The following is a 22,764-nucleotide window of genomic DNA, read 5'->3' on the forward strand; positions in this document are numbered from 1 at the left end:
TAAACATGTGCTTTTATACAATGTTATCAACTTGGTTTTATTAGACAAAAGATTCAAACACGGATGTTATTTAGCACATTAAGTGTAATTAAGTCTACAATATTACTTTTTCCATTCTAAATGATTAAAGGAGAATAATAGATATCATGCCGTTGAATAGAAAATTGGAGACGAAAAATGTTGAAGTAATAAAACCATCCAATCCTTACTGGTTAGATAAGCTTTTTCAATTAACGAAACGGAAAACGAATGTAAAAACGGAAATTCTTGCAGGTATTACGACATTTATGACGATGAGTTATATCATTTTTGTCAACCCAACTATTTTATCTGATGCAGGAATACCAAAAGAAGCAGCAATTGCTGCCACCATTTTTGCTAGTGTATTTGCAACTCTTCTGATGGCCTTATGGGCTAATATGCCAATTGCAGTAGCACCAGGAATGGGACTTAATGCTTTTTTTGCTTATACTGTCGTACTAGGTCAAGGTTTAACTTGGCAAACAGGATTAGGCGCCGTTTTTATTTCAGGGATGGTATTTTTTATTCTTACGATAACCGGTTTACGCAAGAAAATAATTGACGGGATTCCTCCTGTCTTAAAAAGTGCTATTGCTGTCGGGATAGGATTATTTATCGCCTTTATCGGTTTTAAACAAGCTGGCATTATTGTAAGTAATGAGGCAACTTTTGTTTCACTTGGGCAAATTACAAAACCTGCACCTTTGCTTGCTTTAATTGGTTTTATTATCGTAACCGTTTTAACTGCTCGAAATATTAAGGGAGCAGCCATTATTAGCATCTTGCTAGTATCAATTTCTGGGATGATTTTAGGAATTGTAGAAACACCAAAAAATATTAATAGCATTATGTCATTTTCACTTCCAAGTATCTCTGAAACATTTTTACAAATGGATATTAAAGCTGCTGTCCAGTACGGTCTCTTTTCTATTATTTTTTCATTCACCCTCGTGGAACTATTTGATAATTTAGGCTCTATGATTGGATTATCCAAGAAAGCTGGATTGATGAATAAAGAAGGCGAGATTGAAGGGTTGGATAAAGCGCTTATGGCAGATTCTATCGCTACGATGGCAAGCGCTGCAATGGGTACTACAGCAATGAATGCATATGTAGAAAATGCAACTGGTATTGCTGAAGGAGGAAAAACAGGGCTTAAAGCGCTGGTAGTAGCATTCCTTTTCTTGTTGAGTATTTTGTTTACACCATTAATCAGCATTATTCCAGCGTTTGCAACAGCTCCTATTTTAATCATGGTTGGAGCATTTATGCTAACAGAAATAAAGAATATCTCCTTGGATGACTTAACTGATGCTGTACCTGCTTTTCTTACCATTATTCTTATGCCATTAACCTTTAGTATCGGAGAAGGGCTAGCATTCGGTTTCTTATCCTATACTTTCATTAAATTATTGACAGGGAAAGCGAAAGAGATTCACTGGATTATGTATGTTATCAGTGCCGCTTTTATTGTGAACTTCATTTTTCATGTTTGAAAAAACTTCTTTAAGGTAGACCTGAAGCTTGTAGAAAACGTCCATTATTAGAGGGCGAATCTACAAGCTTTTTAAAAGAAAGGCTCTGTTAAATTTCAGTGTTGATTTATAATGGTCAGGAAATTCACTCGCTTTCCGCGAACGAACTGGCAAGCCTTCCTCGTTCGTACCTCACTGCGGGGTCTTTCCATCCCGTTTTTCCGCAGGTGTCTCGCAAATTTCCTTCCAAAATCAACATTATCGTTTAACAGAGACACCCATACTAATAAAAATTCGCACCATGGGGATGAAAATAAGTAGTGTTCATTCAGCATGAAGATATAAGGAGTTAGAGCTAAGAATGATATTGGTTTGGAGAAGCGTTCGCTCGACTCCTGCGGGATTAGCGAGACAGGCGAGACCCCGCAGAGGAGGCTCGGCGCTCGCCCCGCGGAAAGCGAGTGATAAGCTTCGGAAAACCCCTTTTAACAGAGCTTATTTTCAGGGTAGCCAAAAGAAACTAAAAAATGGACACTAGATGAGTTTGTTAAATTTAAATTGATTCAGAAAACATTATTTTAAAAGGTGAAAACAGATGTATTCTATCTCTAAAAAGAAAATTGCTAGTATTTACAATGAAATTAATCAAGAAATTTTTAGTTTTGGTGTGCATGATCAAAAGATCGAAATAGTCGGCAACAGCATAATTATTTTGGCAAGAACAAAGCGTGTTCCAGCATTAAATGCTTTAAGTGGAAATCATCATGATGAACTAATCTTCGCTCTAGATTCTGCATTGTCAACAAGATACAAAAAACGATTAAAAGAAACATTCGAACAAATATTTGATATAAACGTAACCGACTTATTTAGAGATTATAATCCAAGCACTGAAAGTTCCTGTACCGTTATTTGTTTTGATAAACCACTAGGTAAGTAACATTGTTTGCAACGCACATAGACGGAAACTCCCACCTGCGCTTTATTTACAGGTGGGAGTTTATTAATCATATTCACTGGAATATCAATCTATCATTTTTGTCTTCTCACCCAAAAATTAAAGATATCATTCCTTAAGTAGTCTAATGAATACATCACTTGTTGATTTTTTTCATTATAGTTAAGATTCTTAAGTAATAAAACAGTTGTATCTGGCGTACACATCAATTTTTGTACATGTTTATTTGAAGATAGCGGCACAACAATTTCTGTATCAGCATGCAAAATCGAGATTCCACATTCCTTTTGCAAAAATTGCAACAAGGAGCCTGAAAATGGAATTCTCTCAAACACGTCGCCTACAATTGCCTTTGGTAATATATTAATAGATGATGCTACTGGCTCCTGATCTGCCGTTCGAATTCGTTTTAAGATGTATACAGGATCTCCCTCTTGAATTCCTAATTTTTCAGCCCAATCTTTTCGGCAGCTTTCTAAAACAATACTCTCCTTTCGTTCTCCCTCCGTCAAACCTGCATACTTAATCAAGTTTCCTATACTTTGCAATTTTTCCATGCTGCTAGGAATACTAGTAGGCGGTTTAATAACAAAAGTTCCAACGCCATGCTTTACTAACAATTTTCTTTCTTGCTCTAATAATTTAACAGCCGATCGAAACGTATCTCTGCTGACACCGAAAAATTTAGCCATATTATATTCTGAAGGGAGCTTTTCTCCTATTTTAAGTTCCCCATCCTTTATCATCTTTTCGAGGTCTTCCTTAATATTTAGGTAACTATGCATCTCCTATATACTCCTAAAACGTATCCAACTTTATTAAATACTATTAAATTACTTTTTCCTAAATATAGTATAGCTTACTGAATTATTCCAATCAATTATTGTAAAGGTGATAAAACAAATTACTACCTCGTTAATTTCTTCATTACATCTGGGGTGTTCGTTTCTGCCATATTAATGCCCCATGATTGCATTTCCACCCACTTTTCTGGGTTGTCATTATGACCTCCACAAACTAGGAAGCCTGCTTGATGAAGTGCTTTAATATCTTCTTTTGAATGAAACATCCAAGGGGCATTAAAGAAATCGGCTTTCACTTGCTTGATAACACTAATTGGATCATATAGCTCGCCATATACAATAATGCCTGTTACAACATTGCTGTCCAAATCCTTCATTTTCTTAACAGCCTTGTGATTAAATGACATTACTTGAACTTGATCAATCGTCTGCGTCTTTTTAATGACTTCTAACACTTTCTCTTCCAAATGAGCATATTTTTCTTCCACTTGCTTTAATTCAATGCTGACTCCAATCTGGTCTTTAGACCACTGAAGCACTTCCTCTAAAGTCGGTATTTCCAACCCGGAAAATTCATTTCTAAACCTGCTTCTAGTTGTTTTAGTTCATCAATCGTATAATCTCTTATATTTCCTTTTCCGTTTGTTGTTCTCTCTAGTTTTGAATCATGCATCACGACTGGAACTTCATCTTTTGTTAAATGAACATCAAGTTCTACGTAGTCGGCTCCTAATTCTAATGCTTTTTTAAAGGAAAGCATCGTATTCTCAGGATAATAATGTGATGCCCCTCTATGTGCTCCTACTAATGGTACTTTTTTAGCAAATAGTTCTCTCATGTTCATCTACTCCCGTCATTATATGAATTAGCTGCTTGTGAATATTACCATTTGTTGCTAATACATCCCCTTTTTGCAAATCCAACACGCTTCCATCTGTTCCTGTAATCGTTCCGCCTGCTTCCGTTACGAGAAGAATTCCTGCAGCAATATCCCATGGCGATAATCCTCTTTGCCAGAATCCATCTGCTCTTCCACATGCTACATACGCCAAATCCAAGCTGGCAGATCCTGCGATTTTTATGTTGCGAGATTTTGCAAAGAATTTTGCAAATTCATAACGCAGCGGGCTGTCTGTTGTCTAGTCTGACGCCGCGTAGCCAGTATGCAATAAGCTTTCTCTGAGCGAACGGCTGGAAACCTGCACTTTCTTTCCGTTTAAATAAGCGCCTATTCCGCGTCCAGCAGAAAATAATTCATCTCGATTCGGATCATATATAACTCCTGCAATTGGTTCTCCGTTTTTCACAATTCCAATCGAAACAGAATAATAAGGTTCATCGTGAACAAAGTTAACCGTTCCATCAATCGGATCAACAATCCAACAATACTCAGCCTGACTAATAACGGAAAAATCCTTATCTATCGATTGATTTTCTTCTGATAAAATTGCATGCTCCGGGAATACTTGTTGAATATGACGAATGATTCTTGCTTCACTTTCACGATCAATATCCGTCACTACATCTAAATGGTTTTTCTTGTATTGAACTTTTTCGTAATTTCCTCGATTTTGTACAATCCATTTTCCAGCATCCATTGCAATTTGTTCTGCATTTTTCAACAAGATGTCTAACAATCAAAAGACCCCTCTCTTGCTTTGTCCAATTGAACTCATCTCAAATCCTTGCGTAGAGTCTAATAAGGAATGAGTAGATTATTTCTAGATGGAGAGCAAAAACTGATTTCAAAGAGGTAGTTCAAGTTAAAAATACGCCATTTATCAAAACGCTCTTTTCGTACAGATTGTTGTTATTTACCCCGCAGCCTGAATACACTTCGCTTTCCGCGGACGAGTGCCGAGCCTCCTCGTCGCTATGCCCCTGTGGGGTCTCGCCTTTCTCGCTTTTTCCGCAGGAGCCTACGTGTATTCAGGCTGCTCAGTGCTTCAACCTTGTTTATTATTTAATTCAAAAACAACAAACTTTTAGAAAACAGCCTATCAAAAAAATGCCCCTAATGATTTATTAGGGATAAATAGTAGGCGTATTATTTAGCATTATTTAGAAGAGATGATTAAAACAATAGCCGAAAAGTTATATAGACCAGCATTTAAAGAATCAAAAAAGAATTTTTAGAAGAGACCCGCCAATTGCACCTGTCACAACAATAACCCATGGTGTTAGTTTCCAAAAAACGAGCATGCTGAATAAGATGGCAGCAAATGCAAAATCGATTGGCGATAAAATAGAACTTGTCCAAATCGGCTGATAAAATGCTGCAATTAATATCCCAACTACGGCTGCGTTTACACCCATTAAAGCACCCTTCATTGCAGGATTTCGACGTAATGCATCCCAAAATGGCAACGTACCGAAAACGAGAAGAAATGCTGGCAAGAAAATAGCTACTGTTGCAACTAATCCGCCTAGCCAACCATTCATCACAGCCCCTAAATATGCAGCAAACGTAAACAATGGACCTGGAACTGCTTGTGCTGCACCGTATCCAGCAAGAAAAACTTCTTCATTTAACCATCCAGTTCTTACAAATTCATGTTCCAGCAAGGGCAAGACAACATGCCCTCCACCAAAAACAAGGGAACCAGCCCGATAAAAGCTGTCAAACATAGCAATCCAGAGCAAGGAAGTAGCTTCTCTCAAAATTGGAAGAAGAAGCAGCAATCCAAAAAACAATGCTAAACAAACGATGCCAAATCGGCGTGAAATGAAGAATAGAGTACGAGAATCATCCTCTTCTTGATGCTGTCTATAATAAAAATAACCAACAAAAGCAGACAATAGAATAATTCCTACCTGCGTATATGCTGTTTGCCATACTAACGTAACAACCAATGCGAATAAAGCAATCGCTTTCCGTTTTAAATCTGGTGTCAAACTCTTTGCCATCCCTAAAATAGCATGCGCAACAACCGCTACTGCCACCACTTTTAACCCATGGATCCAGCCAGCATCCCCAATTTCTAATCCTTGTAAAATGATAGCAAAAACAATAAGCGCTATAACAGAAGGCAACGTAAATCCAAGAAAGGAGACGATGCCGCCTAAGACACCAGCACGCATGACCCCAATTCCAATGCCAACTTGGCTGCTTGCAGGACCGGGTAGAAATTGACATAAAGCCACTAAATCACTATAACTTTTTTCATCCATCCATTTCCTTCTGCGTATATATTCTTCATGGAAGTATCCTAAATGTGCAATCGGTCCGCCAAATGATGTTAACCCCAACCTTGTCGAAACGAAGAATATTTCAAACAAAGACAGGACAAAAGCCCTGCGTTGTTGTTTTCTACCTGCTTTTTTATCCATCCGCTAATTTCTCCCTTCCTTTATAAAAACATCTCTAGTCCTTTTTAAATAATTCGTATGATAGCATATAAATTTAACTCTTTACCTAGTAATAAAAAAACTTTACAAACTATTTAAATTTTGTTTAGAAAAACTTACATTTTTCCCCTTTAACTGTTAGATACTAGATTGAGTATTGATATTTACCAATTAATCAGTTAAACTGATTATACGTTAAACTAATTAATTTAGGAGGTGATTTTTATTTGAATAAATTAAGCCATACTTATGGATTTTTGTTAGGAAAAGTTCTACAACAAATGGAAAATAAGTTTGCAGATACGCTAACTCCATTTAATATCGACGCACGACAATATGGAGTACTTTTATTTATTAAAGAAAATCCTTACTCGTCACAAAAACTTATTTCTGAAAAACTAAGGATAGATAGGACAACTATGGTAAGCCATGTTGATCATTTAGAAACATTAGGCTTTGTTGAAAGGACAAAGAATCCTAATGACCGAAGAGCCTATAGTCTCATAATTACAGAAAAAGGAAATAGTGTATTAGAATCATGTTGGGGGTTTTTAACAAGTATAGAATCAAGCGTTTTATCCCCTTTAAACGAAGAAGAAAAACAATTACTTAAAGATATACTTATCAAAATTTGGAGTTCACTATAAGAAATAGGAGGTTATTATATGAATGCACTTGATTATTTTCATACACGTCTAGAAGCAACCATTAGTCCAATGGATTATGTAAAGTCAGTTAAGAAGAGTCCGGAAAAATACTTTTTAATTGATGTAAGAAACGGTCCAGTGGAATTAAGGAATATAACCATTAAAGGTGCCAACGTTATACCCGAACAAGAACTGCATCATCGTTTAAACGAAATACCAAAAGAGAAAGAAATTATTGTTTATTGCTGGGATGTCTGGTGCAATACCGCCGCTAAAGTAGCAACATTTTTATTAGAAAAAGGCTATAAAGTGAAAGAATTAACCGGAGGAATTGCAGCATGGCAAAAAATGAACTTTCCTGTCTCAAAGTCATCACAAGAGGATAGCATATCAGATAATTGCGGGTGTTAAACAAATGCAAGTTAAAACAAAGTATTGGATTGGAGTTGCCTCTCGTGATCATGTATTAAAAGGAGTATGTGGTGGGTTTGCCCAACTTTGTCATGGCAAAGAAGCTCCTTTAAAAAAGATGAGTGCTGGTGATTGGATTATTTATTACTCATCAAAGGAAAGTTTAAATGAAAATACACCCTATCAAAAGTTTACTGCTATAGGAAGAGTTGTTGACGATAAAATCTATCAATTTGATATGGGAAATGGTTTCATACCTTTCCGAAGAAATATAGATTTTATTAATTGTAGCGAAACTTCTATTCATTGGTTAATTCCACATCTTGCTTTTATTAAGAGTAAGAAGCACTGGGGCTACCCCTTCCGTTTTGGGCACTTAGAGGTGAATGAACAAGATTTTAAACTTATATCAAATCAAATGATAAAGGGAGATTAAATTTTTTCTAATCTTCCTTTATCTTTATCATCCATGAACTTTCATACAAACTCTACTAAAATAACAAGCTTGTATAATTTAATTTTTTGGTGTTTTTCCTAATGCTTTATCTAATTTTTCTTCCATTCTATTTAATTGTTCTTTCTTTTTCATTAAAGAACGAACAGAAAATACAATAGCTATAATAGACAAAATAGGCATTAAAAGTACAAATAACTAAAAAATGATGTCCCCGATTTAAACATTTATCTCACCTCATTTTAGAATATTATTTTTTAAAAAAGTAATCAATTGGTTGCATTTTTTAATAAATCGTTTTCTGCCAATCTAAAAATAAGCCTTTCTTAAATCTTGTGTATTAACAATTTATGGAGTATGTTCAAAAGAAGGAAAAGGTTTTAAAACGTACAACTTAGAGCATCAACCTTGTGTAGGTTATATAACTCTGCATAATAATTTACTTGGATGATCACTGGCTGTGTTCTATTTGAAATAGCCTTTACTGTCAACCGTAAGTCATCCAAAAATTCCAAATAATAAAGTAAATGAAGGAGGAATTTGACATCCTAAACAAAGCATTAATCGTTATTGATTACACTGTTGATTTTGTAGCAGATGACGGTAAACTGACATGTGGTAAACCTGGACAAGTGATTGAGGATAATATTGTCGGACTGGTTGAAAAATTTTCAAATGATCAATCATGGATTGTGCTGGCAGTGGATAAGCATGAAGAGAATGATCCTTATCATCCCGAAACAAAATTATTTTCAGCCCATAACCTTATAGGTACTAAAGGACGTGATTTTTACGGTAAATTAGAATCATGGTATCAAGCGAACAAAGACTATTCTAAACTCTATTATATGGACAAAACGCGATATAGTTCTTTCGCCGGAACTGGTCTCGATATGTGGCTGCGTGCTCGGCGTATTGAAGAAATTCATGTATGCGGCGTATGTACGGACATTTGCGTCCTTCACACATTAGTGGATGCCTATAATCTTGGCTACAAAATAGTTGTCCATGCTGATAGTTGCGCAAGCTTCAACCAACAAGGCCACGAATGGGCACTGCAGCATTTTAAGCATTCGCTTGGAGCTGAAATTATCGGCTAAGAGTGAACTCATTTCAACTAACTGAACCCAAAATTAGTTTTGGCTGTTTTCTCAAAGTTTATTGTTTTTCACATAAAAAATTGGAGAAGCAATACTTAGCAGCCTGCATACACGTAGACTCCTGTGGGAATGCGAGAAAGACGAGACCCCACAGGAGCGTATGCGACGAGGAGGCTCGTCGCTCGCCCACGGAAAGCGAAGTGTATTTAGGCTGCGCGTTTAAAAGCAACAATCTATACGAAAACGGCCTTAGTTTTTATTCTCCTGTTAATCATACAAACCATTAGTGAGGACTTTATCCTACAGAAGAAAACCATTCCTTTCAAAAATAATTGATAAGTGGTGATCAATTATTATCAAAAGGGATGTTTTTCTTTTTTTATGCAAATAAATGCCCCAAATGATTCACCTTTTATTATATAAAAATAATAAATACCCGGTACAAAAATCCATTTTTATTTTAATTTTTGCTAGTCCAATCAAAAATTGCCTAATGTTAATATAATTTATAGACACAACTATTAAAGGGGTGAATGAATTGCAAAAATCACTAATTACAGGGGTAACGTGACAGGATAGATTCTATTTAGTTGAGTTTTTGTTATAGAAAGGTTATGTGGTACATTGAATTGTTCGTCGAAGCAATACCTTAATCACAGACAGAATTAACCATATAGGCCCTTGTTGAATTGCTTAAGAAAAGTAGGCATAAATAGCATTCTTGAAACCTATCCATTTAGACACGCACTAAAATTAGCAATCATATAAGAAAAGCGTAAGCGCCCTTGCTCATCGACGGAAAAAGCTGGACTGAATCGAGTGAGATAAAGGAAACACGAAGAGCGTGAGCGATTCGATGTTGACTTATCGTAGACGAGGTGAGGGAAGCGTTGAAGTCGATAGGGCGCTGGAGCTAGACACTAAACTAGGTTCGAAATTTTAAACTTTCTTATCTTTTAAAAAATGGTTAGTACCATTTAAATAAAATATTTAACGGAGGTGACGTGGTTACATGCATAATGAAAGATTTCTCTTAATTAAAGCTTATAGCAACAGCTTTTGGATGGATATTCACCAGTTAATGGAGCAGCTTCTGATCGCGGAGATAAGCAACCGAATTCCTGTTGTACACTGGGGGGCAAATCATCTATTAGATGGTACCAAGTATCAAAACGCTTTCGATATGTATTTCGAGCCAATTTCCCCTTACACAATTTATCATTTAATGCACCCATCCTATACTTTTTATCCATCAGTATGGGATTATAATAATCTTATGATGAATAATGATGATGATAGAAAAACACTTGCCCACCGTAATATCGGAGAAATGTTGAATAGTGATGCGAATGTAGTTGTTTGCGACACCTATTCGAACAAATTTCCTGTAACTCCCTTTATTAAACCTGAACATTCTGTATTCGGTATGACGCCTCTGCAAATACACCGATTTCTTTTCCAAAAATATTTAAAATTAAAGCCAGATATAGAAGAGGAAATTAACCAATTTTATGACGCACATTTCAAAGATGAGGGGCCAATTCTTGGAGTTCATGTTCGTGGAAAGTTTACTATAAATGAATTCAGTGATGAGTTTGATGACTTTAATGAAAAGTACCACTCCAAAATGTACAACATTACAAGAGGGGATGAACACAATAGCAACGCAATGGTTAAACTTCATGAGATTCACAGAATTTACAAAGTAAAAGATCTTGAGAAGCCAAACCATCTGTATCATCAAGAAATACGGCAATTATTAGGAAAATATAATATTAAAAAGTTATTTCTTTCAACCGACTGTATAGAAGTTGTCGAGGAATATAAACGTTTATATGGCCCTATGCTCGTCGTTACAGATTGTTCAAGACACTCAATAAATGATGAAGAAGCACCGTATATTGATACGCATATGACTAGCAGGAGCGACGGAATCGAAGTGTTAAAAGAAACCTACCTCGCGACCAAATGCGATTTCTTTATTGGAAACGGCTTATCAAATTTATCCCATGCCGTAACACAATTAAAAGATTGGTCCAGCACCAATATCAAACTCATATACTGGCTGCCAGAAAAGAAAAACCTCCACAATTATAAACAAGTCAATACAATCGTATATCCAGATAATGAATTTGTAGGATGGTTTAAGCAGCTCCTATTTAGAATCTCGAGATTGTGGCATCGAAAAGGCCAGAATTAAACTAATTGAAAGGAGATGTATCACGAATATGTCAAAGGATAAATTTCTGCTTATCAAAACATGGGGGTGGGGATTCTGGTCAGACATGGACCATCTCGTAGGTCAGCTCCTTGTTGCAGAGCTAACCAACCGGATCCCAGTCGTTTATTGGGGACCACATAGCCTATACAGTGAATATATTGACACAAACGCCTTTGAATTATACTACGAACCAGTCTCTGACTATTCCCTTCATGATGTAATCCGACCTGAACACACTTTTTTCCCACCGATTTGGAATGATAAAAACGTTCTTGTAGAAGATCTAGACAAGACAGCAAGGTTGTACCGCAGTCTTGGGGATTTAATGGGCAGCAAAGCAGACGTAGTCGTAAGCGATGTTCATTTTTACTCCCAACCTATCTTACCGTACATCAAAAAGAACCACTGGGCATACGGTATGACTGCTATTCAAATATACCGCATTTTAATAGAAAAATATTTAAAACTAAAACCTGATATTTTGGAAGAAATAGATGAGTTTCACCGAGCTCACTTTTTAGACGAGAAGCCTATACTAGGTATTCACGTCCGCGCAAGTGATAAAGTTCGTGAGGTCGAAAACTTAGCAAAGCTTAATAAGCAATATGATGCTGAGATTGAAAGGGTTCTCGAACAAAACGATATAAAAAAAATATTCCTCATTACCGACTCTGAAGATATGATCGAGAAATATGAACAGAAATATGGATCAAATGTATTCTATACAGAGTGCACGCGATCATCCAGCTATTCAAAAGACGACGCTCCCCATTTACAAAACTATATCATTAAAAGACGGAAAGGAATTGAAATCATAAAAGACACCTACCTTGCGGCAAAATGTGACTTTTTTATCGGCAACGGCTATTCAAACGTGTCCTTTTTTGTAAACCGTTTAAAAGACTGGAGAGAATACAATATCACCCTCTTTTACAGAACTTTGAAAGAAGACAAAAAGTCCACCAACAAAAGAGGCATGGCAGACTGGGCAACAAAGTATTATAGAGCAAAAGAGCATAAGGCAGAATATCCAAGTTTATATGGAGGTGAATAACAAAGATGAGTAGATTTCTTTTAATTAAGTCTTGGGGCTACAGCATTTGGGAGGATGTAGACCACGTAGTAGGCCAACTTCTCGTAGCAGAGTTGACTAATCGTATCCCGGTTGTTCATTGGGGAATGGACAGCTTGTACTCAGAATCCATTTCGAGCAACTCATTTGAGTTATTTTTTGAGCCAATATCCAATTACACTGTAAAGGATGTCATCCTTCCTAATCACACCTATTTTCCACCAGTTTGGACCTACGAAAACGTACTGGTAGAAGACGCCGATAAATTGAAATGGAAAAACCGTGATCTTAACAGTATGATGAACAGCGATGCAAACGTGTTAGTGAGTGATGTATATTACCATGTAAGCTCGATTATTCCTTGGATTAAAGAAGGTCATCCTGCCTACGGAAAAACACCTCATCAAGTATACCGCTACCTTTTTGACAAGTATATCAAATTTAATCCTGAAATCATTAAAGAAGCTAAGCAATTTATTCATACCCATCCTGATTTTCGAGATGAAAAGCCAATTCTTGGTGTTCACATTCGTTCCAATGCACTCGTGAATGAAATTGGACAAATATACAACCTCAATAATAACTATCATCCGGTGATATGGAATTTCATGCATAGCTATCAGTGCAGACACATCTTTTTAATGACAGATTCTAAAAAATATGTGACAGAATTCGGAAAGCTATATGGAAAATATGACAAACTTATCCCTAGCGACAGTAAAAAAACGTTTTTGAAAGGCCGTGTTCATCCAAACCGCTCCAACTATCCTAATAAAAGGCATAAAGGTATTGAGCTTGAAATAGATACCCGTGAAATCATAAAAGATACCTACCTTGCCTTGCAGTGTGACTATTTTATCGGCAATGGCTACTCCAGCCTTTCTAACACAGTACTTCGTATGAAAGATTGGTCAGAAAGCAATATTAAACTTTTATATTAGTCATCATAGTCCTTCCAATTACAAATAGAGAATGTAGCTATCGCAGAGATTCATCTGTGTCGGCTGCATTTTTTTATATTTATAGAAAGAAAACATAGTAATACATAAAGAAAGAAGAAAGAAGCAATAAGAATATTAAATTATTCTTTAATGCTTCTACTAAAGCTGCTATGTGTATCGTTAAATTAGTAGCAAGAGAACTGTCCCTTTGTTTCCTCAAACAATAATTGCAAATTTTCCGCTACATAATCAGGATAAATCTTTGCTTTTTCTATATCTTCCTTACTAGAAGATCCTGTTAAAACAAGGCAAGTTCGAAAATCATGTATTTTCCCTAACATAATATCCGTATCGAGACGATCGCCGATGATTAAGCATCGATTACTCTTAATCTGTAATCTCTCAAGAATTTTCTCTCCATAAAATGAGGATGGTTTCCCTACGATATAATGAATCGATTGACCTGATGCAACCTCTATTGCACGAGCAATCGCCAGTGTATCTGCAATGAATCCTCCAGGAACTGGACAAACTGGATCAGGATTGGTCAAGATAAGCTTTGATCCATTTCGCACCGCATTCGCTGCTAAATTTAATTTTTCATAAGTAAAAGAACGGTCTAATCCGACAAGGACATGCGTTGCCTTCAGAGGATTTTTCGTTGTACTTACCGAAAAGCGGCTAAACTCTTCTTCAATTGCTTTTTCGCCAACGATATAAACAAGGGCATTTGGATGTTTCTCCATAAAATAAACAGCTGATACAAAAGTTGCGGTGATTACTTCTGCTAGGTCGGCAGAAATGCCAAATTCCTTTAAGCGCTTTTGGCACTCGATTCTCGTTACTGTTGGTGAATTGGTAATAAACAGAATTTTTTTGTGATTCTTTCTTAAGAGATCCATCGTTTCCTTCACACCAGGCAAAAGCTCATTCCCAACATAGATCGTTCCATCTAAATCAAAGCAAAACGCATCAAAATCGTCTATATTTACCAATCTATTATTCACCTTTATTTAGCCAAAACTTCTGTTAAAAGAAGTTCCTTCCCCTCACGTAATTTTTCTAATGATGTGTTTGGAGCATATTCCAAAACCATCAGGCAATTGTTTGACACTTCCTTCAGGGCAGCAAAAATCCCCTTCCATTGAATGGTTCCTTTGCCAATCGGTAAATGCTCATCTTCTGCTCCTGTATTGTCATGAATATGAATCGCTAGTAGTCTATCTTTTGTATCTCTTATCAGCTTTGATATATCCCAATTGTTTAAATGAGCGTGACCAGTATCGATTAAGAATCCAGCTGTATCATCAACAGAATCTAAAAATCTTGCAAACTCATCTTGGGTGAATAAGGAACTTCCTTTATACCCCACATTTTCAATCGCAAGCTTTACGTTCAAAGGTTTGGCGATTTCGCATAATCGCTTAATATCATTCTTCGCGCGCTCTTGTGCTAATTTTTTATCAAAAACTGGCGAAAAACAAAAACCAGGATGTATCACAACATGATCTGCACCAATCATCCCTGCAAATTCAATTGCTTTTTTATATTCTATAAAAGAAACTTCTCGAATCCCTTTATTTTCACTTGTTAAATTAATATCCCATGCCGGCGGGTGAATTGTATAGCCAACAGGCAATGCTTTTAATTTTGGTGCAAAATCATCAAAAAGCAATTCCATTTCATCCCATTTATCTCCATCCATTAGCAGCTCGACTTTATCAGCACCATTTGCCATTAATTTCTCTATATTTTCGAAAATACCCTTCGTTAAAAGCGGCAAGTCAGAATAACAGATTTCTTTTTTCAAGAATAATCACCTACTATTTTTTTATAAGGCTGTTTTCTCAAAGTTTGTTGTTTTTACGTAAAAAAATAAGAGAAAAAGTACTCAGCAGACTGAATACACGTAGACTCCTGTGGGAATGCGAGAAAGTCAAGACCCCACAGGAGCGTATGCGACGAGGAGGCTCGACGCTCGCCCGCGTAAAGCGAAGTGTATTCGGGCTGCGATTTAAAAGCAACAATCTATACGAAAACAGCATTTTATAATGTACAACCGCGTAAATTTAAAGCTCTTTTGGATACCCAATAGAATTCGTTGTCTCACGATCAAAAAGATGAATATGGTTCATCATCGGCTTTAAGTACATCACTTCACCTTCAGCCCAATTTTTATCCTCGCTCATCGCAATGATTTCCTGACCTTCTAAATCAACATAAACACCGTAGCTGCTGCCTTGGTTTTCAACATATTTGACAATACCTTTTAAAGCATTCTCTTTAGCCGTTTTAAACATTTCAATATGCTCTGGGCGAATGCCAAACGCAAATTGGTCTACACCACTTTGTTCTATTTGCTTGATCCACATTTGAGATAGTTGGAATCCTTGTTTACCAATGATGACATTGCCATTTTGATACTCCACATCGACCACATTTGTCGGCGGCGAGCCGATAAATTTAGCTGTGAAGATGTTTGCCGGACGATGATAGACATTTTCCGGTGTATCAAGCATTTGTAAATTCCCTTCATTCATTAAAGCAATCCGATCTCCGACAGTCATCGCTTCTATTTGATCATGTGTTACATAAACAATCGTTTGTTTATACATTTCATGAATTTTCACTAATTGCTTTCGTGCTGAAACCCTTAGCTGTGCATCTAAATTTGATAATGGTTCATCAAGCAAGAAAAAATCTGATTTCTTTACAACCGCTCTTGCTAGCGCAACACGTTGTCTTTGACCGCCAGATAAATCTTTAGGCAATCTATTTTCATAGCCTTTTAGCTTTAGCATCTCCAATACTGCATCTAACCTAGTTTTGATTTCATCTTTCGGAACCTTTTGAACCCTTAATCCATACGTAATATTATCCACCACATTCATATGGGGATATAAAGCATAGTTTTGGAATACCATGGAAACATCTCTTTTTCCACTAGGAATATCATTTACTTTTCGGCCATTCATGTATAAATTGCCTGAAGTAATATCCTCAAGCCCCGCAATCATCCTTAAAGTCGTAGATTTGCCGCAGCCAGATGGTCCTAGAAGAATCAACCGTTCTCCATCTTTTATTGTGAGATTTAATTCTTTTACTACCTCTGTTTTTCCATATGATTTCCACACATTTTCAAATCTAATTTCTTTCATCGTAAACCCCCGTTACTTAATTCCTGATGAAGTGAATGTTCCGATAATATACTTCTGGAAGATTAAATATAAAGTTAAAGGTATGATTATGGTAATAACAGACACAGCCATTGCTACTGTGAAGTTCGTTCCACCTTCTGAACTAATGTACATTTGTAATGCTAAAGGCAATGTATAATTTTCAGACGTTTTTAAGATGAGGACGGGCCAAACATATTCATTCCATGAACTAATAAAAAACCAGATTCCCGTTGATGTCACAGCCGGCCTCACTAATGGAAGAACAATATCTTTTATAATTCGGGCATGTCCTAAATTATCTAATCGGGCCACTTCAATTAAAGATACTGGGATAGTTTTCATTGATTGTCTCATTAAAAAGATCCCTAGTGCATCTGCAAGCTGTGGTAAAATAACTCCCCATATACTGTTTGTTAAACCTATATCTGAAATAATCAGATAGTTCGGAATCATCGTGACCGTAAAGGGAATAAAGATGGTGCTAATTAACATAAAATACAAAAGATTTTTCCCTTTAAATTGAAAATAAACGAAAGCATACGCAGCTAAAAAAGATGTCACAACCTTAAAAAGTGTTACGCTAGATGCGATAATGAACGTATTCGTCATAATTTTAAAAGCCGGCAAGCTTTCAAAAAAAGTTTGATAGTTTTCTAGAGTAGAATGAATAGGAATAATATTTAATACATTGTTATATGCATCTTGTAATGATTTAAAAGAAGATCCTACTGCAAAGATAATCGGAAATAATAAAATACAAATTGTAATCATAAAAATAATGTGCCAAGGTATCGATACTGAGTTTTTAATTTTCATAGTAGATACCTCTCTCAACAAACTTAAATTCAAGAATTAAAAACACAAAGAAAATGATCATCGTTAAAATCGATATGGCTGCCGAATGACCTGTTCTATATAGAACAAACGCCTCATGGTATGCATGATAAATTGCATTTGAGCTTGCATAATTCGGACCACCTTGAGTAATAACTTTAATCGGGGTAAATACATACTGTAAGCCTTGCACCATTGTAATAATAAATACATAAATACCAGTCGCACTACTCATCGGCAAAACGATTTGAAAGAAGATTCTCCATAATGGAACATTATCCAAACGTGCAGCCTCAATTAATTCACGAGAAATACCATTGATTGATGCATAAAGGACGATAAAGTTATAGCCGAATACCTTCCAAGAAGTAATTAAGCTTAATACGAAGATAACCCAACCATCTAATTTGCTCCAAATCGGCATTTCAATCCCAAACCAGCCTAAAATAATCGCAACAGGTCCTGAGACTGGATTTAAAATCCAAGTAAATAGAATCGACCCTACCACTAAAGAAATAAATGCTGGCAAAAACAATGTGCCTTTATAAAAGCCGTTAAATTTTTTTAAAACCATATCAATCACAAAAGCGAAAATATACGGGACAATACAATTTAAAACGAGTAAAAATGCAATATAAATAAATGTATTGCCAAATATTTTATATGTTTTAGCATCAGATAACACGTCTATATAATTTTGAAAACCGACAAATTTCTTCGTAGGACTAATCATATTCCACTCAAAAAAACTCAAATAAATGGTATATATAAACGGCCAAAACATAAATAAAGCAAATATAATAATGGAAGGAAATATTAAGCAATATGCGGTCCAATTTTCTTTATTAAGTCTTTTCGTTCTTGTTGTGATAGAACTCATTTTCTATCCTCCAAACTTTCTATAATGGTGAAGGTGCTTTGGCAAGCCACCTCAGGCTGTCGACAAACATTTTCGATCAGCCTGAAGTTTCTGCTAAAATCACTTTTATCTACACGCTGAAATGACTTTCGCAAGCCACCTTCATCAATATCCTAAATTACTTTAATAGTTCGTTGATTGCTTCTTCTGTTGGTTTCAACCCTTCTTCTACTGAAGTACTGCCGCCAAGAATTTGATCACGAATATCTAATAATTGTTGTTCCGCTTGTAAGCCTGCATCACCTGGGAATGATGTCCAAGGTACAACAGCATCCATCTGATTTACAGCTGCTTGCATCATTTCATTTTCAGCCAAGAAAGTTTTCAAACCATTTTCTGCTTCTGCAACGTCTTTACGCGGCGGAACATATCCTGTTCCTTCCGTCCATTTTGCCATTGATTCCACACTATAAAGAAATTTCATAAACTCCCATGCTGCTTTTTGTTGATCTTCATCTTTTCCCGTAATAGCCAGCATAGATCCACCTGCTGGAAGTTTCGGTTCTTTTCCTTCCCATACTGGAGATTTAATAGCCGTTACATCAAACTTTGCATTTGTTTGAATATTGGAACGCTGCGCAATCGTTGTATAAACCATTGCTACGTTTTTATCAATAAAACTTTGCACCCCTTGATCCCAAGGTAAATGAGCCGCTGATTTATCTTTCACAATCATATCAGCCCATAATTGGTAGGCTTCCTTTCCTTCTTCTGAAGCAAATGTTGCCTTTCCGTCTGTAATCATTTTTGCCCCATTACTTTCAAGCAAAGCTTGTGTAGCCCAGTTATCAGCTGGTTCTTGTATATATAATCCGAATTTCCCTGTTTTTTCTTTAATTGTTTTCGCAAATTCCTTCACTTCTTCCCATGTTTGCGGACCATTTTCATCTAATCCCGCTTCTTTTAACATGTCCTTATTAATGTAAAGAACAGGTGTACTTAAAGAATAAGGAATTCCTACTTGTTCTTTTTTTGAATTTACAGCTAAACCTAAAACATTTGGCAAAAAATGATCCTGTAAAAATGTTTTATCTTCTGAGAAATGTTGATCAATTACCGTTTGTGGTGATGTGTATTGAAAATTATTAGAAAAATAATCTAAAAAAGCCCATCCAACTTGTACGACAGCTGGTGCTTTGCCTGCAGCTGCTTCCGCTTGTAAGTTTTGCATTAATCCTTTGTACATATCTGGGTTAAATTTCGCAACAACTTCTGTTGTCTCACTTTGTGCATTAAATTCTTTCACTAATTCTTCGACAGTTTTTCCACCTTGTGTTTCAGCATTAACATGCCAGTACTCAATAACCGTTTTACCATCCTTTTTTGCTGAAGAATCACTTGCTGCTTGATCATTTGCACATGCAGTCAAAAGAAATATGATTGATAATAAACTAAATAATTTAAATAATGCCTTCATTTTTTTCTCTCCTTTATACTTCTAAAATTGTTACGAGAAAACTCGGTTCATTAATAACTCAAACACTCCATCATAATCCACTTCGAGCGCAACTTGAACATTTCCATTTTCACTTAATTCAGCAATGGTAAGTCCAAACATATCCCGATGATCATATTCAACATGTACATTCATTTGTTTCGTTTGGACAAGAGAACGATTTACTAATACACTAATGGCCAGCGGGTCACACATATAAGAAAAATCTCTGTTCATAAAATGCATATAGTCTTCAATCATCTTCGTTAATGTGTTCGCTAGTGGTGTACCAGAGGCGGCAAATTCCTCGTTTTTCTCTTTTGAAAAGATCAACTGCCTCGTCACATCAAGACCGATCATGACAATCGGAGCACCAGATGAAAAGACAACAGAAGCGGCTTCTGGATCACACTTGACGTTATGCTCCATTGTTTCAAGCTTCGTCCCATTTTTCCCTAGACGAGTTACGCCCCCCATTAGAATAATTTCTTTTACATAACTTGCAATTTTCGGCTCACGAATAAGGGCTGTCGCAATGTTTGTCAAAGGTCCAATCGGCACTAAGGTAATTCCTTCAGGATTGTTCATAATCGTTTCGATGATGAAATCAACTGCATGTTTCTCTGATTTACAAAAATCATCCTTTAATTCTGCTCCGTCATGTTCAAGGCCTGTCCAATAAATTTTTCTTTTTTGCAACAACGGCTTTTCAATCCCTAGGTATATTGGTATTTGCGACTCGCCACCCAATTGAATAATCTGATGGGCAACCTGAGCCCGCGCTAGGACATCCCCATATACTGTCGTTACCCCTACTACCTCGATTTCTGGAGATTTAAGAGCTAAGGATAATGCAACCGCATCATCAGCATTCGTACCTATATCTGTATCTAAAATAATTTTAGACATCTAAATGCTCCCTCTCTCTTTAGAGAATTAATCCCGTTATTTGTTTCAAAAATGAAACGTATCACCTCACTAAGGCACAAAATGAAAGAGACCTCAAATAAAATGTATATATTCTATACATTCGATTTGAGGTCTCTCTGCTCGCACCATTAATCTATTCACTTCATGTTCAATATAATCCACTATTATTAATTTAATATAAAATAGACGTAAAGTATTATAAATTCACATGAAGAAATTCTTTAAATCAATCTTCCACATTTCTACATTCGATGTCGTGACGGCCATTGCACCACGATTAAGTGCTTCTTTTGCATGTTCAGGTGCATTTAATAGTCCACCTGTAATAACAGGTACTGGCGATACCTTTTTTAATTTCTCTAAAAAATCTGGCGCTCTGCATGGCATTATTTCAATCATATCGGAAACAATTTGATTTTTGCTAGCATCCTTTACTAAATTCGTAAAAACATCCGTATCGATTAAAAAGACACGCTGAATAACATATAATCCGCTTGATTTTGCCTTTTTTATAATCCCTGTTTTTGTTGTTACAATAGCAGCTGGTTTTACATTTCTTTTAATAAATTCAATTCCATCGCGATCCATCTCTAAGCCACCTATTTTATCAACATGAAGTATTACTGGAAGTCCCTGCGACTGAAGGAAATCAACATATCTTTTTACCGTTAAAATCGTTCCTGTCATTAGCAATACAGCACTTAAATTGTCTTTATATTCTATCGCCCGCTCCATATATTTTGGGTCCTTCACCGCTGCCACCATTTTATATTTTTCTAATCTATTTCGTAAGACTTTCCCATCATTCTTCATTTTCATTTCCTCCCTTTTAAAGCAAGGGGACGGGCTCTTGCTTTCCAATTCTTGCATCTTGGGGTTAGTGTTTTCTAAATGAGCTTTCTTAAGTACATTCTATAGAAAATAATACTTTCCTTCTATTAAAATAAAGAAGAGATACCCTATTATTTGTAACCGTCAAGACGAATTTTACACTTTCTGCTAAGTTCCCTTTTACACTTTAGATTGCACATAGCCCACTTGACATGGAGCCTCTACAGGTATGATAAACAGCCTTGAAGCCTTGGTAATAAAAGAACCATGGCTGTTGCTACAAGGCTATCATACCTGCTTCTCCAAATAAAGTGGGCGACAAATGTGGCTAAAAGTGTAAAGTTCATATTAGCGAAAACTGTAAAATTTATTCTGGCGTTCACATTATTAGGATAAATAGTTCAGATACTGTGGAGAAAATGTAAAAACGTAGACTAAATATCATAAGGAATAGTAAGCCAAAAAACAGCTTAATAAACACACAAAAACGCTTGGATTAAAAATATAATCCAAGCGTTTTAAATTAACGGTCTTATTGAATTAAAGCCCACATTCGCTTCAGTACAATTCTTCACAAACTCTCTTTCAAGGGTAACCGGATTGGGCTTTCTAAATTAATTGGAATTCATCTGTATTGGAAACTTTTTATAAAGGGCTTCCCTTTCTTTATCAGAATTTACCACCTCTACTATAAGCTCTTTTTCCCAAAGCTGTTTATCATTCTTATACTTATTAAAAAAACCAGGCAAACCCTTTTCAAGTGTATCCCTTTGAAAAGTTACAGAATAATATTTCTCAGAATCCAACTCCAATGTAATTTCCTCCGCATTTTCAATAAGAATAAACATTGCTATAACATTATAAAGAAAGTTCTTCTTTAAAGTCTCGTCATTTAACCAATAGTCTGAGAGATCCTTATCGGTTATAGAGGATTTATCTTTTAATCCATAAATAACTTTTATTGAATTGCCGTCTTCCAATTCAAATTCACGATACGTTTCCCCTCCTGGAAGAGAATTAATTATTGAACTAACTGCAGAGTTATTTCCAAGATTAGTTTCTTTATATTGCATTAAACTTTCTAACTTAACATTGTCAATGGACTTAATTTCGGTTTTACTATTACATCCAGTTATTAATAAGATGACTAACGAAATTAAAATAGATATCTTTTTCATTTAATTA

At 35.9% G+C, this 22,764-nt stretch carries 20 protein-coding genes and 2 pseudogenes; 9 read left to right on the forward strand and 13 right to left on the reverse strand.

The window, feature by feature from the left end:
- The first annotated feature begins 146 nt into the window (after positions 1-146).
- Together ACTYA4_RS12610 and ACTYA4_RS12615 are read left to right on the forward strand one after the other, a co-directional pair.
- Positions 147-1,517, forward strand: coding sequence for an NCS2 family permease (locus ACTYA4_RS12610; RefSeq protein ID WP_443482685.1), 1,371 nt, complete (start codon positions 147-149; stop codon positions 1,515-1,517).
- Between the two features lie 574 nt (positions 1,518-2,091).
- A complete protein-coding gene (locus ACTYA4_RS12615) occupies positions 2,092-2,436 on the forward strand; it encodes a Na-translocating system protein MpsC family protein (RefSeq protein WP_443482686.1) in 345 nt (114 codons plus the stop codon).
- Positions 2,437-2,528: 92 nt separating this feature from the next.
- Here ACTYA4_RS12615 and ACTYA4_RS12620 read toward each other — a convergent pair whose 3' ends face one another.
- The 4 genes and pseudogenes from ACTYA4_RS12620 to ACTYA4_RS12635 form a co-directional block, all read right to left on the reverse strand.
- Complete coding sequence (locus tag ACTYA4_RS12620) at positions 2,529-3,239, reverse strand: GntR family transcriptional regulator (RefSeq protein WP_443482687.1); 711 nt, start codon at positions 3,237-3,239, stop codon at positions 2,529-2,531.
- Between the two features lie 122 nt (positions 3,240-3,361).
- Positions 3,362-4,101, reverse strand: a pseudogene (locus ACTYA4_RS12625) (glycerophosphodiester phosphodiesterase).
- Positions 4,076-4,894 (reverse strand): annotated as a pseudogene (locus ACTYA4_RS12630) (inositol monophosphatase family protein). The pseudogenes ACTYA4_RS12625 and ACTYA4_RS12630 overlap by 26 nt, the downstream one beginning before the upstream one ends.
- Before the next feature lie 481 nt (positions 4,895-5,375).
- Positions 5,376-6,587, reverse strand: coding sequence for a chromate transporter (locus tag ACTYA4_RS12635; protein ID WP_443482688.1), 1,212 nt, complete (start codon positions 6,585-6,587; stop codon positions 5,376-5,378).
- Positions 6,588-6,832: 245 nt separating this feature from the next.
- Between ACTYA4_RS12635 and ACTYA4_RS12640 the strand changes: the two genes are divergently transcribed.
- The 7 genes from ACTYA4_RS12640 (at position 6,833) to ACTYA4_RS12670 (ending at position 13,451) form a co-directional block, all read left to right on the forward strand.
- Positions 6,833-7,252, forward strand: coding sequence for a MarR family winged helix-turn-helix transcriptional regulator (locus ACTYA4_RS12640; protein WP_443482689.1), 420 nt, complete (start codon positions 6,833-6,835; stop codon positions 7,250-7,252).
- 18 nt (positions 7,253-7,270) lie between these two features.
- Entirely contained in the window at positions 7,271-7,663 is a 393-nt protein-coding gene (locus ACTYA4_RS12645; protein ID WP_443482690.1) for a rhodanese-like domain-containing protein, read from the forward strand.
- 4 nt (positions 7,664-7,667) lie between these two features.
- On the forward strand, positions 7,668-8,099 hold the full coding sequence (locus ACTYA4_RS12650; RefSeq protein WP_443482691.1) for an EVE domain-containing protein: 432 nt from the start codon (positions 7,668-7,670) through the stop codon (positions 8,097-8,099).
- 545 nt (positions 8,100-8,644) lie between these two features.
- Complete coding sequence (locus ACTYA4_RS12655) at positions 8,645-9,217, forward strand: cysteine hydrolase family protein (RefSeq protein WP_443482692.1); 573 nt, start codon at positions 8,645-8,647, stop codon at positions 9,215-9,217.
- A 1,012-nt stretch (positions 9,218-10,229) separates the two neighbouring features.
- Complete coding sequence (locus ACTYA4_RS12660; RefSeq protein ID WP_443482693.1) at positions 10,230-11,417, forward strand: O-fucosyltransferase family protein; 1,188 nt, start codon at positions 10,230-10,232, stop codon at positions 11,415-11,417.
- Positions 11,418-11,445: 28 nt separating this feature from the next.
- Positions 11,446-12,492 (forward strand): O-fucosyltransferase family protein, encoded by a 1,047-nt coding sequence (locus ACTYA4_RS12665; RefSeq protein ID WP_443482694.1) that lies wholly within the window; start codon positions 11,446-11,448, stop codon positions 12,490-12,492.
- Between the two features lie 5 nt (positions 12,493-12,497).
- Positions 12,498-13,451 (forward strand): O-fucosyltransferase family protein, encoded by a 954-nt coding sequence (locus ACTYA4_RS12670; protein WP_443482695.1) that lies wholly within the window; start codon positions 12,498-12,500, stop codon positions 13,449-13,451.
- Positions 13,452-13,636: 185 nt separating this feature from the next.
- Here ACTYA4_RS12670 and ACTYA4_RS12675 read toward each other — a convergent pair whose 3' ends face one another.
- From ACTYA4_RS12675 to ACTYA4_RS12715, 9 genes are all read right to left on the reverse strand, one after another.
- A complete protein-coding gene (locus tag ACTYA4_RS12675) occupies positions 13,637-14,446 on the reverse strand; it encodes an HAD-IIA family hydrolase (protein WP_443482696.1) in 810 nt (269 codons plus the stop codon).
- Between the two features lie 14 nt (positions 14,447-14,460).
- Complete coding sequence (locus ACTYA4_RS12680) at positions 14,461-15,261, reverse strand: sugar phosphate isomerase/epimerase family protein (RefSeq protein WP_443482697.1); 801 nt, start codon at positions 15,259-15,261, stop codon at positions 14,461-14,463.
- Positions 15,262-15,520: 259 nt separating this feature from the next.
- Complete coding sequence (locus tag ACTYA4_RS12685) at positions 15,521-16,609, reverse strand: ABC transporter ATP-binding protein (protein WP_443482698.1); 1,089 nt, start codon at positions 16,607-16,609, stop codon at positions 15,521-15,523.
- Positions 16,610-16,621: 12 nt separating this feature from the next.
- On the reverse strand, positions 16,622-17,446 hold the full coding sequence (locus tag ACTYA4_RS12690) for a carbohydrate ABC transporter permease (RefSeq protein WP_443482699.1): 825 nt from the start codon (positions 17,444-17,446) through the stop codon (positions 16,622-16,624).
- Complete coding sequence (locus ACTYA4_RS12695; RefSeq protein WP_443482700.1) at positions 17,436-18,344, reverse strand: carbohydrate ABC transporter permease; 909 nt, start codon at positions 18,342-18,344, stop codon at positions 17,436-17,438. Before ACTYA4_RS12695 ends, ACTYA4_RS12690 begins: the two co-directional genes overlap by 11 nt.
- A 157-nt stretch (positions 18,345-18,501) precedes the next feature.
- A complete protein-coding gene (locus ACTYA4_RS12700; protein ID WP_443482701.1) occupies positions 18,502-19,800 on the reverse strand; it encodes an ABC transporter substrate-binding protein in 1,299 nt (432 codons plus the stop codon).
- A gap of 30 nt (positions 19,801-19,830) precedes the next feature.
- Positions 19,831-20,727 carry a nucleoside hydrolase gene (locus tag ACTYA4_RS12705; RefSeq protein WP_443482702.1) on the reverse strand — a complete coding sequence of 299 codons (897 nt, stop codon included), beginning with the start codon at positions 20,725-20,727 and terminating at the stop codon, positions 19,831-19,833.
- Positions 20,728-20,952: 225 nt separating this feature from the next.
- Positions 20,953-21,561, reverse strand: coding sequence for a glycerol-3-phosphate responsive antiterminator (locus tag ACTYA4_RS12710; protein ID WP_443482703.1), 609 nt, complete (start codon positions 21,559-21,561; stop codon positions 20,953-20,955).
- A 632-nt stretch (positions 21,562-22,193) separates the two neighbouring features.
- Positions 22,194-22,757, reverse strand: coding sequence for a DUF4825 domain-containing protein (locus ACTYA4_RS12715; protein ID WP_443482704.1), 564 nt, complete (start codon positions 22,755-22,757; stop codon positions 22,194-22,196).
- Positions 22,758-22,764: the final 7 nt, after the last annotated feature.

Source organism: Niallia yueguangensis, assembly GCF_052663115.1.